We start from the raw sequence: 17,634 nt of genomic DNA, 5'->3' as shown, positions 1-17,634 counted from the left end.
GGACGAACCCGATGACGATCGCTCCGCCGATCGGCCCTAAGACCGAGGCGACGGTTCCGCTGAGGGCCCGCGGCTCTGCCGATGTTGCTCCGCTGCTCGGACTCGACCCCGAGGCGTTAACTCAGCCGATCCGCCTCGTACCCGAGCGGCCCGATGGTCCGGAGACAGCGGGCACCTACGTCCGCCGCTCCGGGGGAATATCGGCCGCCTTCCGGATAACCCTGATCACCGCGTCGACCGCGGTCGCGTTCGCCCCGGCGATCTGGAACAACATCCGCACGATCCTCGACGGCTCGCCGACGGCGTATCTCGTGCTGGCGCCCCTCTGGGCATTGATCGTTGCGTATTCGGTCGTCTACGAACCCCGTCACCGCGAGATCAACGACGCCGAGTTCGACATGATCCTCACGGTCGTGATCATGAGCGTCGCCGGATTCTCGAGCAACCTCGCATTACCGCGCATCCCGGCAGCGGCAGCGTTCTGGCACGCCGAGTTGGTGTTGCCGATGATCTGGATATTCGGGTTGTCGATCGCGTCGTTCGGGGTACGGCGCGCGTTCCGCGCTTATCCCGCTTGGCTTTTCGTGGCGGCGTGCTTCCCGCCGAACTTCCTGATACTCGGTGGCGTCCTCGGCGGATCGACCGTCGCGTTCGGCTGGCTCACCGTCGGATACGCGGTCGCGGCGGTCACGATCGCGCTGCGTCGCAGCAAGCGCAGGTGGTACGTGCCACCGATCCTCCTCGTCGGCGGCGGCATCGGTGTGTTGGCCCTGGAGGGCGCCCATCCGGCCATGGTGTACTTGGTCCCCGCCGGGGTGGTGACCGTCCTCGGCGCCCTCTCGGTGCGCACCTCGCATCAACCGTTTCGGTTGACACTGCCGCCCCGATCGATGGCTTTCGTCGTCGCGACGGTGCTGGCGACAGTGTTGACGGTTTTCGTCGCGCCGCGGCCCGCGCCGTACATCGATGCGTCCGATCTGGTTCGCGTCCAGCCCGACTGGGTGAACAGCCTGCAGAGTGCCGGCATAAAGGTCTCCGAGCCCACCACGTACGGCTGGGGTCCCCGCATCCTTGGTGACGGCGGTTCGGCGCGGCGCTTCCGCCTCGAGCACGAGGGGATGGTCGCGTACCTGGACGTCTTCTCGAGCCGAGACCTCGGCCGGTTTGCGTCGACGCGGGTCGGCGTCTGGTACGGCGCCGCTCCGCCCGCGCACGTCGAGCAGATCTTCCGCAGCCGCGCGTCCGGTATTCAGACCTTCAACAGCCTCGACAACCGCATGGGCACGATCAAGTCGCCCGACGACCCGGTCTGGGCGGCCCGCGGCTGGTATTGGCGGTACGGCCAAGGCCCAGACACCATCTACCAATCGGTGTACCTCGTCACGTCGCGCGCCTCGACAGCGCCCGACACGGTACCGACGCCCCAACCCCCCGGCTACGTGAACACCGTGGCGCTGCCGATCGCCTGGCTCATCAGGGCCGAGGCCAAGGCTCCGGACATCCCGCCGTATCTCAGCACCGAGCTGACCGATCTCGCGCGGCAGATCGCGACGACGGCAAGCGAGCCGCGCCCATGACGACGACAGAGAATCGGTCGTCCAGGCCCGCGGAGTACTCGGCGAACCGCGTCCTCACGAGGCGGCAAGCCGGGTTCTTCGCCTCGATTCTCGTCGTCATCGAGGCCGGCGCCGTACTTGATTGGCGTCTGACCGCGATGACACTCCTCGGGCTGTCTGCCGTCTACTTCGTGGTGTCGACCACTGATCGTGTGGTGCTGATGCTGCGCGCGCTCGATGGCCGCACCGTGCTTCGGATCTCGGACGAGGAAGCGCTGGCGCTGTCCGAGAAGGACCTGCCGAAATACACCTTGCTGCTGCCGGTGTACGACGAGCCGGACATCGTCGAGACCCTGGTTCAGGGCATCGGGCAGATCGACTATCCCCGGGACAAGCTCGAGGTGTTGCTCATCATGGAGGCCGATGATGAGGCCACCATCAATGCTTTTCACTCTGCCGAATTCGGCTGGATCACACCGGTTCTGGTGCCCCCAAGCGATCCGCGGACGAAGCCGAAGGCGTGCAACTACGCGCTTGCACACCATGTCCTCGACAGCGAACTCACCACGATCTACGACGCCGAGGACATTCCCGACCCATTGCAATTGCGCCGTGTCGTGGCGCTTTTCAAGAAGCACGGCCCTGAGGTCGCGGCCGTTCAATGCCGCCTGGCCTTCTTCAACGAACGGCAGAACCTGCTCACGAAGTGGTTTTCGCTGGAGTATGACCAGTGGTTCAGCTACGTGCTGTCGTCACTGGCCGCCAGCGGGTGCGTGGTGCTGTTGGGCGGGACGTCCAACCACGTACGCACCTCGGTGCTCCGGGAGCTGGGTGGCTGGGATGCGTTCAACGTCACCGAGGACGCGGATCTCGGTGTGCTCCTGGCGCGGTCGGAGTACAAGACACTGGTGCTGGACTCGGTGACGCTGGAGGAAGCCAACGCCGACGTCGTGAACTGGGTGAGGCAGCGATCCCGTTGGTACAAGGGCTATCTGCAGACGTTCTTCGTGCACTTCCGCCGACCGATCGCCGCATCTCGCCAGCTCGGCCTCAAACCGACGCTGCGGCTCATCAACTTCACCGCCGGCATGCCGATCGCGTGCATGATGAACCTCGCCTTCTGGACGTTGATGATTCTGTGGTACCTCGGCAAGTCGCACATGCTCGACGACCTCTACGCCGGGCCGGTGTACTACCTGTGCCTGCTGCTGTTCACCGTGGGCAACCTCGTCACGATCATGGCCGGCCTGGTCTCGACGCGCGCGATGGGCAAGCCCTATCTGTCGACAGCCGCGCTCCTGGTCCCTGGGTACTGGTTCCTCCAGGCCCTCGCAGCCGTCAAGGCTGTGGTGCAACTGATCTACAAGGCTTCCTATTGGGAGAAGACCGTGCACGGCCTGACCGTGTCGGGGAAGGCATGATGGTTAAAAAGCTTCTACTACAGCTTGTTTCAGTCGGTCTGCTGGTGACACTCGGCGCGATGTCACCAGCCGTGGGTACCGCTCAGCCCGAGGTCACCGCGGTGCAGGCCGAAGAGACGCCCCCGCTGAGCTTGACGTGGGAACAGCTCGGAATGGGCCCGACCATCGGCTTCACCGCCGCGAACTCCGCACAGGCAGTGACGATTCCGGTGCCCGTCGGCACCCAGCCGAGGATGTTCTTCGGAGAGCTGCAGTCCATCGTCAACGTCACCGGTGGATACATCGAAATAGCCGGGGAGGACGGCAGTCTTCTCGGTTCCGTGCCGATACCCGATGTGACCCTCGGCCAGGTGACTGTGCCGTTCGCCATCGACATCTCGAGGCTGGCGATCCACGATCAGGCCGCCCGTATGAGTATCGTGCTGCGTCAGGTGGGTGCCGATCCGATCTGCGGAAGCACGCCCAACGTCACGATGAATCGACTGTCCGTCGAATTCACCGGGCCGATCATGCTGCCCGCCACCATCGACCAGTTCTTCCCGCCGTTGCTTTCCGGTATCGGCGTCTACGTCGACCCGGCACCGACGACGTCGGAGTCACAGGCGGTGGTGACGCTGGCCGCCCTGCTGACCCACCACTACCGGGACATTCCCGTTGACTTCAGGGTCCTGCCGTTGTCACGCACGATCGAACCGCCCGCCGAATGGAACGCGATGCGCCGCACCATCGTCGTGCGCGATGACGAGAACGACGAAGGCGGGGGCGCGGTCACGGTCAGCGGCCAAGCCGGAATGCCGTATCTGCTGGTGACCGGCAAGGGCGACAGCCTGGTCGACCAGACCGCACTGTTCAGATCGCAACTGTTGGCGATCAGCCAGACACCCACCGCTGCAGTCGATTCCACCGAGCCGTTGGCGGTGCGCGGAACCAACACCGCCACCTTCGAACAGCTTGGCGCAGGCGGTCGTGTCACCGTGCTCGGTCAGTCGTCGCTGTACACGGGATTCGACACCGCCGTCTTCGGTCTCGCGAATCCGGGCAAGCTCGACGTGCACATGCTGGCGCACTACACATCGGTGAAGGACACCGAGAAGGGCACCCTGGTGGTCCGTTCTGGCGGCCAGGCGCTGTACTCGACAGAACTCGACGAGACCGGCCTGGTCGACGCCACCTTCGCCGTGCCGGGTGATCTGGGCAGCCGGGGTGCGAACCTCGAGCTCGCCGTCACCTACGAGCCTGCGCCGGGAGCCTGCAACCCACGCACTGTGCCGATGACGTTCGAGATCGACGACGCCTCGACCGTCACCGCGGTAGGCGGCAATGTCTCCATGGGCGGGTTCGAAGCCCTGCCAGTCGGATTCGCGCCGACATTCCAGGTGGCGCTCGGCGGCTACGACACGAACTACATCTCCCGCGCCGTCGCGGTCATCGCGTCCGTTCAGAAGCTGACCTCGCGGGAACTGTTGCCCACGCTGGTCGACGTGAACCAGGCCGCGCACAGCGGATCCGGTGCGCTGATCGTCGCCGACTCGGCCGCCATCGAGGGCACCGGACTCAAGCCGCCGATCGCGCCCGAGAAGGACGCCGTGGAGGTGGATCTGCCGCCCGATGTGACCGCCAGAATTCCCGAAGGCCTCGGCAGCATGCAGGCGTTCGCCGACAACGACCGCACCGTCCTGCTCGTGACGACATCCGGCGACTGGTCACTGGTCGATCCCGTGTTCGACTTTCTCGCGACCCGCAAGGACGGTTGGCGTGAACTTCGTGGCGACGTGGTCGTCGCGGGTGCCGGCGGAGTGGCCAAGAACATCACTGTCCGTTCCAATGGACCTGCCCTGCAGGTGGTCGAGACCAGTGACCGCTGGGTCCTCTGGGCCTTGATCGGCGCGGGCGCAGCGGCCGTCGCGAGCATCATTGCCGCGGTCGCGCTCACTAGGCGTCGGAAGTCACGCAAGGCGTCGGCTGGGCAACATGCGGCGGTGGGCCCCGACAGCTCGGGTCCATGACCACCACGCTGGTTCGGCCTGCCGAAAAGCACGACACCCCAGTTGAACCCGAAGTCACTTCGGGGCGTCGGGCCGGCTGGTTGCTGTTCCTGGTCGGCTTCATAGGTTACGGAGCGCTGGGCTACTACCTGTTCAAGGTGGGCCACATCAACCCGGATGCCACCAGCCGGACCGGCAATGCCGGCTATACGGTGATGAGCAGGTATCCGCACCTGGGCGCCGTCGGCTTCGTGTGGAATCCGCTGCCGAGCTTCGCGCAGATTCCCCTCATGCCGTTGAGCCACTGGTGGCCCGAGCTGAAGACGCTCGGCCTGACCGGTGTCATCCAGAGTGCGGCTTTCATGGCCGGTGCCGTGGTCCTGATGCGACGGATCGCGCTCGACGCCAACGTCAGCGCCCTGCTGCGCTGGACCGGCATTCTCGCGTTCGCGCTGAACCCGATGATCGCGCTGTACGGCGCGAACGGGATGAGCGAGGCCGCGTTCCTTTTCGTGCTGCTGTGGGCATGCCGCCGGTTGCTGCAATGGCGCCGAACACACGGTGCCCTCGACCTCTTCTGGGCGGGCACCGCCTTCGGGCTCGGGTATCTCGTTCGCTATGAAGCTCTCATCGCCGCGGCCGCCGCGACCGTCGTCGTGATGGTCTATTCGTTCCGCCGCCACCAGCGGCTGACGAGTTGGCGCAGCGGCGTACAACACAGCTGGCATGACGGGGTGGTCGTCGCGTTTCCCGTCATCGCCGCGTTCGCCTTGTGGGCGCTGGCCGGTTGGTTGCTCGACGCAAGCCTGCTGGCCCAGTTCACCTCTCAGTACGGCAACAGCGCGCAGATCGAGGCCTCCGGAGTCGTGGGTGCTGACGATGTCGGGTTCATTCCGCTGCTGAAGGTCATCGCACAGAGCGTTTTCGGGATCCAGCCATTGGTAGCAGTGGTGCTGATCGCGGTCGTCGTCGCTGCCTTTCTCCGCCGCCGGTCGATTCCTGCGATTCCCTTGGCGATCTTCGGGTCGGTGCTGACCTTTCAGTGTGTAGCGATATTGCTGGGCTCCACCTTTGGGTGGTTCCGTTTCTTCATCGTGCTGGTGCCGATGATGGTGGTCCTATTGCTCGTCGCCTGGCCAGAGAGTGAGCCGCCGTCTCGTCCCGAGAAGTATTGGCGTGTTGGACTTTCCGGACTGATGATCGGTGTCCTGTTGACCTCGCTGCCCGTCACGTGGAAGTCCATGCTCGACCCCTCCATCGGCAAGGAGGAGTTTGGACTTCGTTCCGTCTTCTGGCCCGAGCAGTACCCGCGGGACCAATTCTGGTTCTTTTGGTCCGGCGAGGTCGCCGAGAACACCGTTCGCTGGTTCGACAACCAGAACCTCCCCACCGGATCGGTGGTGATAGACACCTTCGGGTTGGCGAGGATGTGGTTGGCCTCTGAACGCCCCGACCAGTTCGTCGTGCGCAGCGACTACGACTTCTTCGACAAGCTGAACAACCCGGCCGAGACGGGTGTGAAGTACATCCTCGTGCCTCGGCCAATGGGACTCGGCAAACTCGACGCGGTCAACATCCGCTACCCGACGCTGTGGAACACCGGCGCCGGTATCGGGACGCTCGTCATGACCGTCACGGGACCGACAGGCGGGCCGCAGTTTCGCATCTTCCGGATCCACGACCGGCCTGCGGATCCACCGCTGCCCACGCCCTAGACCGGGTAACTGGCGGTCGGGTCGACCGGAATCTCGATCGTGGTGGCCAGGCCGCGGTGGTCGGAGCCGGGCAAGGGCAGCGTGCGCGCGGAAGACGCGACGCAGTTGTAGACGAGCACATGATCGATGCCGATCATCGGCTTACGCCACGGCTTGCTCGGATAGGTACGGGTCAGTCCCGCGCCCACCTGCTCACCCGCGTCGCGATAACCCTCGTCGAGGAACTTGCGGAACGGTTGCATGTCGATGGTGGAGTTGAGATCGCCGGCCACGATCACCGCACCCGATCCCGCGTCGCGCGCGACGTCGCGCAGGGTCGCCGGGAACCTGGCCATGTCGTCACCGAAGATGTGCAGCGGCTGCACCCACGGTGCGGCGAGGTGCACGGCCAGCAGCGTCGGCGGGAACCGCACGCCCGGAAGCTGGATGCGGGTGCGCAGCATCGGCATCTGGTAGCCCTCGACGTGCCCGGTGTCGACGAGCGGGTACCTGCTCCAGATCCCGATTCCGAATGCCTGCTCTCCGGGATTGAGCATGCGGTGCGGAAACGTGTCGTCCAACCCCTCCAGCCCGGCGGCAGCCTCGGTCGTCAGCTCCTGGATCACCAGCACATCGGCCGATGAGCGCGCCAGGTCTGCGACGGTACCCGAATCCGCCTGTCCAAAGCCAAGATTGGCGGTGACCACCCGCACGGCGACACTCGGCACATCCGTGCTCTCGGAGCCGATGAACCGTGGCAGCTGGACACCGATCATCACCACACACAACAGGGCGGCGGCGATGGTCAGCACCCAACGCCGCGCCAGCGCGAACAGGATCAGAGCGGTGAGGGCTGCGGCCGTCAGATACGGCGATGCCGCGGCGACAACGAGGATGGCCTCGTTGGATATCGGCAGGTACCGCGACGCCAATCCGACCGCGCCGACCACGAACACGAGCACGCCGAGCACCGTCGCGAATAGCCGAATCATGCTGTGCTCGTTACGCTTTCCGCTCAGCCGAGTCGGCGCAGCCGCGGCTCCAGATCTTTTTGGAACAGCTCGAGGAAACGGCGCTGATCGTGGCGGGGGTCGTGGAACACCAGGTGGTTCAGACCCCACTTGACGTACTGACCGACCATTTCTACCGCTTCGTCGGGATCCGACGCGACGATCCAGCGCTTGGCGACCTGCTCGATCGGCAGCTCGTCCGCGGCCTTCTCCATCTCCATGGGGTCGTTGATGCTGTGCTTCTGCTCTGCCGTCAGCGACAGCGGAGCCCAGAATCGGGTGTTCTCCAGCGCCAGCTTCGGATCCGGATCGTAGGAGATCTTGATCTCGATCATCCGGTCGATGCTGTCCGGGTCGCGGTCGGCGGCCTCCGCCCCCTCCTTCACTGCCGGTATCAGCTTGTCCTTGTAGAGCTCCTCGCCCTTGCCGGACGTGCAGATGAACCCGTCGCCCGCGCGGCCCGCGTACTTGGCGACCTGGGGTCCGCCCGCGGCGATGTAGATCGGGATGCCGCCCTCGGGAACGTCGTAGATCGACGCGCCCTTGGTGTGGTAATACTCGCCCTCGAAGTCGACGCGGTCGCCGAGCCACAGCTCACGCATGAGCCGGATGGATTCGCGCAGACGGGCGTAGCGCTCCTTGAATTCGGGCCATTCGCCCTCGTAGCCCGTCGCGATCTCGTTGAGTGCCTCACCGGTGCCGACACCGAGGAAGATGCGGTCCGGGTAAAGGCAGCCCATGGTGGCGAAGGCCTGGGCGATGACGGCGGGGTTGTATCTGAACGTCGGCGTCATCACCGACGTGCCGAGGAACAGCCGCTCGGTGCGCTCACCCACCGCGGTCATCCAGGCCAGCGAGAACGGCGCGTGACCACCTTCGTGGCGCCACGGCTGAAAGTGGTCGCTGACGGTGGCGCTGTCCATACCGTGCGCTTCCGCGGCGACGCCGAGCTCGACGAGTTCACGCGGGGCGAATTGCTCCGCCGACGCCTTATATCCGAGTTTCAGTTCAGGCACCTTTTCTTTCTACCCTCCTGCCTAAACTCGCGACATGGCAGCAGCCCTGGACGCCGTCACAGACCGTGTCCACTTCGCCTTCACCGACCTCGTCAACTGGACCCTCGTCACCGACGATGCCGGCGTGATCCTGATCGACACGGGATTCCCGGGTAACCGCGACGACGTGCTGGACTCGATGCGCCGACTCGGCTTCGGCGTCGACGACCTGCGCGCGATCCTGTTGACGCACGCGCACATCGATCACTTCGGTTCGGCGATCTGGTTTGCGAAAACCCATGGCACCCCGGTCTATTGCCACGCAGCCGAGGTCGCCCACTCCCGACGGGAGTACCTGGAACGGGCCTCACCGGTCGACATCGCCAAACACATCTGGCAGCCGCGCTACGTCAAGTGGTCCGTGGCGATCACCCGCAAGGGTGCGTTGACCCACGACGGCATTCCGAGCACGCAGGCGCTGACCGAAGACATCGCTGCGGGCCTACCCGGCGCGCCGGTGGTGATTCCGACACCAGGGCACACCGGCGGGCACTGCTCGTACCTGGTGGATGGCGTGCTGGTCTCGGGCGACGCGCTGGTCACCGGCCACCCGCTGACTTCGCGCACCGGGCCGCAGCTGCTGCCGACGCTGTTCAACCACGATGAGGACGGCTGTCTGCGCAGCCTGTCCGCGCTCGGGCTGCTGGACACCGAGATACTGCTGCCCGGCCACGGTCCGGTGTGGCGGGGTTCGATCCGCGAGGCGGCCAGTCAGGCTTCCGCCGGCTGAGCCGGCGATCAGGCCAGCGTGTTGTAGCCGAGCAGGAACAACGCCGTAAGACAGAGGCCGCAGGCCACTACGACGGTGGGCATCAGGATCATGCTGTCGAGTTCGTCGTCGTCGAGCACGTCACTGTCGAAGCGGCCGAACAGCAGCCGGGCGATGCCGGTCTTGCGGAAGGTCCGGACCATGGCCTGTACCGGTTTGGTTTTGCGTCTGCGGCCGATGTAGACACGCGAAGCCAAGCCGAGAATCGCCGTCAGCACGGCCGCGGCGAGGAGCAGAAACCCCACCGCCGGCTGTGTCAAGGCCATCTCCACCTCCGGTGTCGCCGCGGCACCTTGGGTCAGCCTATAGGCCGAGATGATCCCGCAGAGTATGCCCGGACGACGAAGTCAAGTGTGGCAATCGCTTTGGACACGTGGAACGAGGTGTAGGCGCCCGGTCATCGCAACCTCTTCTCGAAGGCGATCGGATAGCCCTCGCTCGCGGCGGGCAGGGGCCCGGCGAGCCGGGCGTATCCGGATGACAGGTAGAGCGCTTCGGCCTCGGGCTGACGGTCGCCGGTCGTGAGGTAGACGCTGCGGTAGCCCCGGGCCGCGATCTCGCGCTCGAGTTCGGCGAGCATCGCCTTGCCATAGCCCCGCTGCCGGTGCCCGCTGTCGGTCCACATGCGCTTGAGTTCAGCTCTGGTGTCGTCGAATCGCCTGAACCCGCCGCCGGTGACGGGGATGCCGTCGAGCAGCCCGACCAGCAGCGCGCCGTCCGGCGGCGCGAAGTCGTCGGCGGGGTACTCCTCGAGCAGCCACTTCATGACCCGCTGCTCGGTGCTGCCGTACCGGTCGGAGTACTCCACGGCGAGCTCGGCCAGCAGCGGCGCGGCCAGCGCGTCGTGCTGGCTCACCGCCACGAAGCGGAGTCCCTCGACTGCCGACATACCCATCACCTAACTGTCCAACGTCTGCCCTGCGTATGCATTCCGGACCTGGGGATACGTTCACGCCGGTCGGAAAAACCCGGAAACGTTTTTACGCGAGCGTCAGCTAGGCTCTGCCCTAGACCGTGCGAGACGACCCTCGCGCGCCCCAGGGGCGGCTGCCGCCGACGCCCGTCGCTGTGCTGGACCAGCTTGGCGACTGGTCCCAGGGACACATCCGAACATGAAGGATTCCCAGTGGCTCAGCCCATGGTCACGCCGATCGCAGTCATTGGAATGGCCTGCCGCCTACCGGGCGGCATCGAGTCACCCGAGCAGATGTGGGAGGCCTTGCTTCGCGGTGACGATCTCGTCACCGAGGTTCCGGCGGACCGGTGGGACGCCGACGAGTACTTCGATGCCGAGCGTGGCGTGCCGGGTCGGTCGGTGTCCCGTTGGGGTGCGTTCCTGGACGACGTCGGGGGTTTCGACGCTCCGTTCTTCGGCTTGGACGACGCGAAGGCGGCCGCGATCGATCCGCAACACCGGCTGCTGCTGGAGACCTCCTGGGAGGCCATCGAGCACGCCGGGATCGCGCCGTCCTCGCTGTCGGACTCGATGACGGGCGTTTATCTCGGTCTGTCGCACGACGATTACATGCGGATCACCCTGGAGGCCGGCGAGTACGGCTACACGGGCTTGGCGTCGGCGATGGCCTCGGGTCGGGTGGCCTATGCGCTGAACCTGCACGGCCCGGCGGTGACGGTCGACACGGCATGCTCCTCGGGGCTGTTGACCGTGCACATGGCGTGTCGCAGCCTCGACGGAGGAGAGAGCGACCTCGCCCTGGCCGGTGGTTGCATGGTGATCCTCCAGCCGGAGACCACGGTGTGGGCCTCCGGGCAGGGCATGATGTCGCCGACCGGGCGGTGCCGGGCGTTCGACGAGTCGGCCGACGGGTTCGTGCGCTCCGAGGGGTGCGCGGTGGTGCTGCTCAAGCGGCTGCCGGACGCGCTCCGCGACGGTGACCGCATTCTCGCCGTGATCCGCGGAACGGCGGCCAATTCCGACGGCCGGACCAGGAACATCGCGACGCCATCGGCGGATGCGCAGGTCGCGGCGTGCCGCGCGGCGCTGGCCGCGGGCGGCGTCGACGCCGACACGGTCGGCGCGGTCGAAGCGCACGGCACCGGCACCCCGGTAGGTGACCCGATCGAGTTCGAAGGCCTCGCCCGGACCTACGGCCGCACCGGCACCGTCCTGCTCGGCTCGGCGAAGTCCAACTTCGGCCACACCGAGTCCGCCGCGGGAACGGTGGGTCTGATCAAGGCGATCCTCGAGATGCAACACGGCATCGTCCCGCCGATGGTGCACTTCGAGCGCCTGCCCGAGGCGCTCGCGCAGATCGAGACCGGGCTGGTGGTGCCGCGGCACGCCACGCCGTGGCCCGGCGGTCACGCTGGACCGCGGCGCGTGGCGGTGTCGTCCTACGGGATCTCCGGCACCAACGTGCACGCCATCGTCGAGCAGGCGCCCGAGCCCCGATCCGCGGACCCGTCCGCACCCGCGGACGAGCGTCCCTTGCTGATCCCGCTGTCCTCGAGTTCCGCCGACGAACTGCGGCGTACCTGCGGGCGGCTCGCCGACTGGCTGGACGGGCGCCCGGAACCGGTTGCGTTGGCGGACGTGGGATACACGCTGGCGCGCCGGCGCGGTCACCGAACGGTACGCACGTCGGTGATCGCCGACGACGTCAAGGCTCTGGTCACGGCCCTGCGTGACATCGCCGACACCGGCGACACGCAGTACCCGGCGCAGGTCGGACAGGATGACCGCGGCCCGGTATGGGTGTTCTCCGGGCAGGGGTCGCAGTGGGCAGGCATGGGCGCGGACCTTCTGCACACCGAGCCGGTGTTCGCCGAGACCGTGGCCGGCATCGAGCCGCTGATCGCGCGGGAGTCCGGGTTCTCGGTAACCGAGGCCATGTCGGCTCCCGAGACGGTGACCGGCATCGATCGGGTCCAGCCCACGCTGTTCGCGATGCAGGTGGCCCTGGCCACCACGGTGGCGGCGTACGGCGTGCGGCCGGGCGCGGTGATCGGGCACTCCATGGGCGAGGTCGCCGCAGCCGTCGTCGCGGGGGCGCTGTCACTGCAGGACGGCGTGCGGGTGATCTGTCGACGCTCCGCGCTGTTGGCGCGCCTGTCCGGGTCCGGCGCGATGGCGTCGGTGGAGCTTCCCGAGCAGACGGTGCGTGACGAACTGACCAGCCGCGGCATCGACGACGTCGTCGTGGCCGTGGTGGCGTCCCGGCAGACCACCGTGATCGGCGGCGAAACCCAGACCATCCGCGACCTCGTCGCCTCCTGGGACCAGCGCGAGGTGATGGCGCGCGAAGTGGCCGTCGACGTGGCGTCCCACTCACCGCAGGTGGACCCGATCCTGGCGGACCTGGCTTCCGCGCTGGCGGAGCTCACCCCGACAAGTCCGGCGATTCCCTTCTACTCGTCGACCCGGCCCGATCAGCGGGCGATGCCGTTGTGCGATCCGGACTACTGGGTGGACAACCTGCGTCAGACGGTCCGCTTCTCCGCGGCGGTACAGGCCGCGTTGCAGGACGGCCATCGGGTCTTCGCAGAGTTGGCTCCGCACCCCCTGCTGACCCGCGCGGTCGAACAGACCGCCCAGGGGATCGACACCCCGGTAGCCGCGCTGGCCGGCCTGCGGCGCGACCAACCGTCACCGCACGGCTTGCTCGACGTCGTCTCCGATCTGCACTGCGCCGGTGCCGCCGTGGATTTCGCCGTGCTGTACCCCGGCGGTCGACTGGTTGACGCGCCATTGCCGACGTGGTCTCACCGCCAACTCCTGCTCGCCCGCGCCGACGAGAAGAGCCAAGGCCACCTGGTGGCAGTCCATCCCCTGCTCGGCGCACACGTTCGGCTGTTGGAGGAACCCGAACGGCACGCCTGGCAAACCGATATCGGAACTGCTGCGCTGCCGTGGCTGAGCGACCATCGGGTGCACGACGTCGCGGCGCTGCCGGGAGCCGCCCACTGCGAATTGGCCCTTGCGGCCGCCGAACTGCTCTTCCCCGACGGTTCGGAAGTGCGCGACATCCGGTTCGAAGACCTGCTGCTGCTCGACGCTCGCACCGAGGTCGCCGCCGTCGCGTCGCTGGATGCGCCCGGTGTCGCGGCGTTCGCCGTGCAGACCGACTCGGGAGAAGGAGCCGGCGAGCGGGTCAGGCGCGCCGCCGCCCGCCTGCACGCGGTCGCCGACGGGTGCCGGCCTGCCCGCCGCGACCTGAGCGGGCTGCTGGCCGCGCACCCACTCAACGGCAGTGGCGACGAGGTCCGGCTGGCACTGGCCGCGCGGGGTATCGCGTTCGGTCCCGCCTTCACCGGGCTGACCAGCGTGCACACCGCGGCCGACGGTGCCACGCTGTTGGCCGAGATCGAGGCACCGGCCGGTATCCGGGCTGAGCAGTCCGGCTACGGCATCCACCCCGCGGTGCTGGACGCCTGCTTCCAATCCGTGGCCGCGCACCTCCTGGGCGGCGACCGGCGCGTCGGCCAGGGCGGTCTGTTGTTGCCGTTGAGTGTCGGTCGACTGCGGCGCTTCGGGCCGGGCCGCGACGCCCGCTACTGCCTGGTCACCGTCACCAAGGCCGATGCCACGGCGCTCGAGGCGGACCTGGAAGTGCTGGACGGCGCCGGGGAGGTGGTCCTCGAGGTCAACGCGCTCCGGATGGGCAGTGGCGCGAGCAAGGCCGGCGAACGCGAACGGGTACTCGCCGACCGACTGCTGACCGTGGAGTGGGAGCCGCGAGAGCTGCCTGGTGCGCCGACGGGCGCGCCCGGCTCGTGGGTCGTGGTCACCGCGGCCGCCAATCCCCTCGCAACAGACTTGCGCGATGCGCTGGTGGCCGCCGGCGCCCAGTGCCGGACGGCGCAGTTGGGCGCCGACGACGTCACCCCATACGGGCTGACGGGTGTGGTGATCGTGACGGCGGAGCCGGACGGCGAGCCGGCGCAGGCGTGCCTGGTGCGCGGCCGCGAACTGGTATCGCACATCGTCGGCGTCGCGCGTGGACTGGCCGACGCCGACGCGGCGCCGCCGCGGTTGTACGTCGTCACCCGCAACGCGCAGGCCGTGACGCCCGAGGATCGGGTCAACCTTCACCACGGAGGCGTGCGTGGGCTGCTCCGTGCGCTCGGCGCCGAGCAACCTCAGCTGCGTCCGACGCAGCTCGACGTCGACTCCCAGACGTCCGCCCAGGAGTTGGCTCGGGTGTTGCTGAGCGGCTCGGACGAGGACGAAACGGCTTGCCGCGCGGGCACCTGGTACTCGGCGCGGCTGCGGCGAAGCCCGTTGCGACCCGAGGAACGGCGGAGCGCCCTCGTCGACCCCGGATCGGACGGTATGCGGCTACCGATACGCACCCCTGGCGACCTGCAGACGCTCGAGTTGGTCGCCGCCGCGCGGCCGGCCCCGGCGGCCGGACAGGTCGAGGTCGCGGTGAACGCCTCCAGCATCAATTTCGCCGACGTGCTGGCAGCATTCGGCCGCTACCCGACGATCGACGGCAAGCAGCCGCAACTCGGCCTGGACTTCGCCGGTGTGGTGACCGCCGTCGGCCCCGGGGTCACCGAGCATCGGGTCGGCGACGAGGTCGGCGGGTTCGGCGCAGGCGGCTGCTGGGGCACATACGTCACCTGTGACGTACGCCTGGTCGCGGCGCTGCCTGCCGGCCTGACCGCCGAGCAGGCCGCCGCGGTGTCCACCGGATACGGCACGGCCTGGTACGGGCTGCACGACCTGGCCCGGATCGGGCCCGGCGACCGTGTGCTCATCCACTCCGCGACCGGCGGTGTCGGTCAGGCCGCGATGGCGATCGCCCGCACGGCCGGTGCCCAGATCTTCGCCACGGCAGGCAGCGCGGGCCGGCGCCAGTTGCTCCGGGACATGGGGATCGAGCACGTATACGATTCACGCTCAACCGATTTCGCCGAAGAGATCCGCCGCGACACCGATGGATACGGCGTCGACGTGGTGCTCAATTCGTTGACCGGACCGGCACAGCGCGCCGGACTCGAGTTGCTGGCCTTCGGCGGTCGCTTCGTCGAGATCGGCAAACGGGACGTCTACGAGCACACGCGCCTCGACCTTTATCCGTTCCGGCGGAACCTGACGTTCTTCTACGCCGACCTGGCCCTGATGACCACCGGCGCGCCGAAACTCATTGGGGCACTGCTGCGCAAGGTCTACGAATTGGTCGGCGACGGTGTGCTGCCGATACCCGAGCACACGGTGTATCCGCTGACCGAGGCGGCCACCGCGATCAGGGCGATCAGCGCCGCCGAGCACACGGGCAAACTCGTCCTCTCGGTGCCGAGGAGTGGATCCATCCGGGTGGCGATGCCGCCGAACCGGGCCCCGGTCTTCCGCGGCGACGGGTCGTACCTGGTCACCGGTGGGGCTGGCGGCTTGGGGCTGTTCTTGGCGGCGGTGATGGCCTCCGGCGGATGTGGACGAATCGTGCTGACCTCTCGATCTCAACCGAACCCACAGGCGCAGAAGACAATTGCGCGGCTCCGCAGCAACGGCGCAGACGTCGTGGTGGAGTGCGGAAACATCGCCGACCCGGACACCGCGCGACGACTTGTCAGCGCCGCGACCGCAACCGGACTTCCACTGCGCGGTGTCCTGCATGCCGCGGCGGTGGTCGACGACGCCACCCTGGACAACATCACCGACGAACTCGTCGAACGGGACTGGGCACCGAAGGTCTGCGGCGCATGGTATCTGCATCAGGCGACCGCCGGGCAGCCGCTGGACTGGTTCTGCAACTTCTCCTCGGCCGCCGCGCTGCTGGGCTCGCCCGGCCAGGGCGCTTATGCGGCGGCCAACAGCTGGCTGGACTCGTTCACGTCATGGCAACGCAGCCAAGGCATTCCGGCCACCGCGATCGCCTGGGGCGCCTGGGCCGACATCGGTCGTGGCACCGGTATGGCACAACGCGGTGACGTGACGATGATCAGTCCGGAAGACGGCGGCTACGCATTCCGGGCGCTGCTGCGTCACGATCGTGGGTACACCGGCTACCTGCCGTTGACCGGCATGCCCTTGCTCACCGCGCTGGCGGCACGGAGCCCGTTCGCCGAGTCGTTCCGCGACACCAACGGCGGTGACGGCGCCGAGATCCCCACCGTACTGGCCGAACTCGCAGAACTCGCCCATGATGAATGGCCCAACCGCTTGCGTCGACTGGTCACCGACGAGACGGGGCTGATCCTGCGACGCGCAGTCGACCCCGATCGTTCGTTCGCCGATCACGGCCTGGATTCGTTGGGCACCCTCGAATTGCGCACCCACATCGAGACGCAGACGGGTATCCGCGTGACGCCCAAGACCATCGTCACCTACAGCACGCCGCGTGCGCTGGCCGGGCATCTGACCGAGACGCTGGCGGCCGGGTCCGGGTAGTCAGCCGCCGACCAACCGCGCGGACACCGCGATCGCCAGTCGCCTCGGCAGCACCCTGGTGACAACGCGCGCCACGAGCGCATTGGCGGCACCGTCGACGAGGCTGCGTTTGCGACCCGGCAACGCGCGCATGGTGCTGTCGACGACCTGCGCGGGGGTGCGGGTCAGCGCCCGTGCCGCGGAGCCGGATGCGGCGGCGGCCGCGGCGTCGCCCGCCAAACCGAAGAACGGAGTATCCGTCAGCCCGGGACACACCGCCAGGACGCGAACCCCATGTTTGCGCTCCTCGGCCCAGAGCGCCTCGGTGAAGGACAACACGAAGGCCTTGGACGCACCATAGACCGCCATCTTGGGCAACGGCTGAAACGCCGCGATCGACGCCACGTTGATGATCGTTCCCGCACCCCTTGCTCGCATCTGGGGCAGATAACGGGCGGTCGTGCCGACAACCGTGCGGCAATTGAGCTCGACCGCGTCCTCGAGGCGCCGCGGATCGACGTCGGCGACGTCACCGTGGGTACCGAAACCGGCGTTGTTGACCAACACGGAGATTTCGAGGCCCAGGCCATCCGTCCGTTGCCACAGCTCCGCCGCAGCATCGGGGAGCGACAGGTCCATCGCCAGTACCGTGACCTGCACGCCATGCGCCGCTCGCAGTTGCGCGGCAATCTCGTTCAGCTTGTCCGCACTGCGAGCAATCACGACGAGGTCATGGCCCCGGGCGGCGAACTGGCGGGCGAACTCTGCGCCGATCCCGGTCGACGCCCCGGTGATCAACGCGACCATC

At 67.4% G+C, this 17,634-nt stretch carries 11 protein-coding genes; 6 read left to right on the top strand and 5 right to left on the bottom strand.

The genetic code is table 11. The annotated features are described in order from the left end of the window. Positions 1-11: 11 nt before the first annotated feature. The 4 genes from BST47_RS04995 to BST47_RS04980 are packed head-to-tail and all read left to right on the top strand — an operon-like array spanning position 12 to position 6,677. Positions 12-1,577: a hypothetical protein gene (locus BST47_RS04995; RefSeq protein WP_083124098.1), complete on the top strand. Its 1,566-nt coding sequence runs from the start codon at positions 12-14 to the stop codon at positions 1,575-1,577. Then, positions 1,574-2,977: a glycosyltransferase family 2 protein gene (locus BST47_RS04990; protein ID WP_083124097.1), complete on the top strand. Its 1,404-nt coding sequence runs from the start codon at positions 1,574-1,576 to the stop codon at positions 2,975-2,977. The genes BST47_RS04995 and BST47_RS04990 overlap by 4 nt, the downstream gene beginning before the upstream one ends. Positions 2,978-3,036: 59 nt before the next feature. Continuing rightward, a complete protein-coding gene (locus BST47_RS04985) occupies positions 3,037-4,983 on the top strand; it encodes a hypothetical protein (RefSeq protein ID WP_133056203.1) in 1,947 nt (648 codons plus the stop codon). Further along, entirely contained in the window at positions 4,980-6,677 is a 1,698-nt protein-coding gene (locus BST47_RS04980) for a glycosyltransferase family protein (RefSeq protein WP_083124095.1), read from the top strand. The genes BST47_RS04985 and BST47_RS04980 overlap by 4 nt, the downstream gene beginning before the upstream one ends. On the opposite strand, the gene BST47_RS04975 is transcribed toward BST47_RS04980, so the two are convergent. Beyond that, the gene (locus tag BST47_RS04975) at positions 6,674-7,648 is read right to left on the bottom strand and encodes an endonuclease/exonuclease/phosphatase family protein (RefSeq protein ID WP_083124094.1); all 975 of its coding nucleotides are present in this window, start codon (positions 7,646-7,648) and stop codon (positions 6,674-6,676) included. The two genes, BST47_RS04980 and BST47_RS04975, sit on opposite strands and share 4 nt — an antisense overlap. Before the next feature lie 23 nt (positions 7,649-7,671). Next, positions 7,672-8,682, bottom strand: a complete 1,011-nt coding sequence (gene fgd / locus BST47_RS04970; protein WP_083124093.1) for a glucose-6-phosphate dehydrogenase (coenzyme-F420) — start codon at positions 8,680-8,682, stop codon at positions 7,672-7,674. Positions 8,683-8,716: 34 nt separating this feature from the next. Between fgd and BST47_RS04965 the strand changes: the two genes are divergently transcribed. Beyond that, positions 8,717-9,451 carry an MBL fold metallo-hydrolase gene (locus BST47_RS04965; RefSeq protein ID WP_083124092.1) on the top strand — a complete coding sequence of 245 codons (735 nt, stop codon included), beginning with the start codon at positions 8,717-8,719 and terminating at the stop codon, positions 9,449-9,451. 8 nt (positions 9,452-9,459) lie between these two features. Here the strand turns inward: BST47_RS04965 and BST47_RS04960 are convergent, their stop codons facing one another. Both BST47_RS04960 and BST47_RS04955 read right to left on the bottom strand, forming a co-directional pair. Next, positions 9,460-9,756 (bottom strand): hypothetical protein, encoded by a 297-nt coding sequence (locus BST47_RS04960; protein ID WP_107528869.1) that lies wholly within the window; start codon positions 9,754-9,756, stop codon positions 9,460-9,462. 131 nt (positions 9,757-9,887) lie between these two features. Next, on the bottom strand, positions 9,888-10,385 hold the full coding sequence (locus BST47_RS04955) for a GNAT family N-acetyltransferase (protein WP_083124091.1): 498 nt from the start codon (positions 10,383-10,385) through the stop codon (positions 9,888-9,890). Positions 10,386-10,628: 243 nt separating this feature from the next. Here BST47_RS04955 and pks2 point away from each other — a divergent pair, with 243 nt between their 5' ends. Continuing rightward, complete coding sequence (gene pks2 / locus BST47_RS04950) at positions 10,629-16,847, top strand: sulfolipid-1 biosynthesis phthioceranic/hydroxyphthioceranic acid synthase (protein WP_083124090.1); 6,219 nt, start codon at positions 10,629-10,631, stop codon at positions 16,845-16,847. Here pks2 and BST47_RS04945 read toward each other — a convergent pair whose 3' ends face one another. Beyond that, a complete protein-coding gene (locus tag BST47_RS04945; RefSeq protein ID WP_083124089.1) occupies positions 16,848-17,633 on the bottom strand; it encodes an SDR family NAD(P)-dependent oxidoreductase in 786 nt (261 codons plus the stop codon). Between the last annotated feature and the right edge of the window lies 1 nt (position 17,634).

Origin of the sequence: Mycolicibacterium tusciae (assembly GCF_002086795.1) — a bacterium.
Classification (GTDB): domain Bacteria; phylum Actinomycetota; class Actinomycetes; order Mycobacteriales; family Mycobacteriaceae; genus Mycobacterium; species Mycobacterium tusciae.
This window is presented reverse-complemented; position numbering and strand designations above follow the sequence as displayed.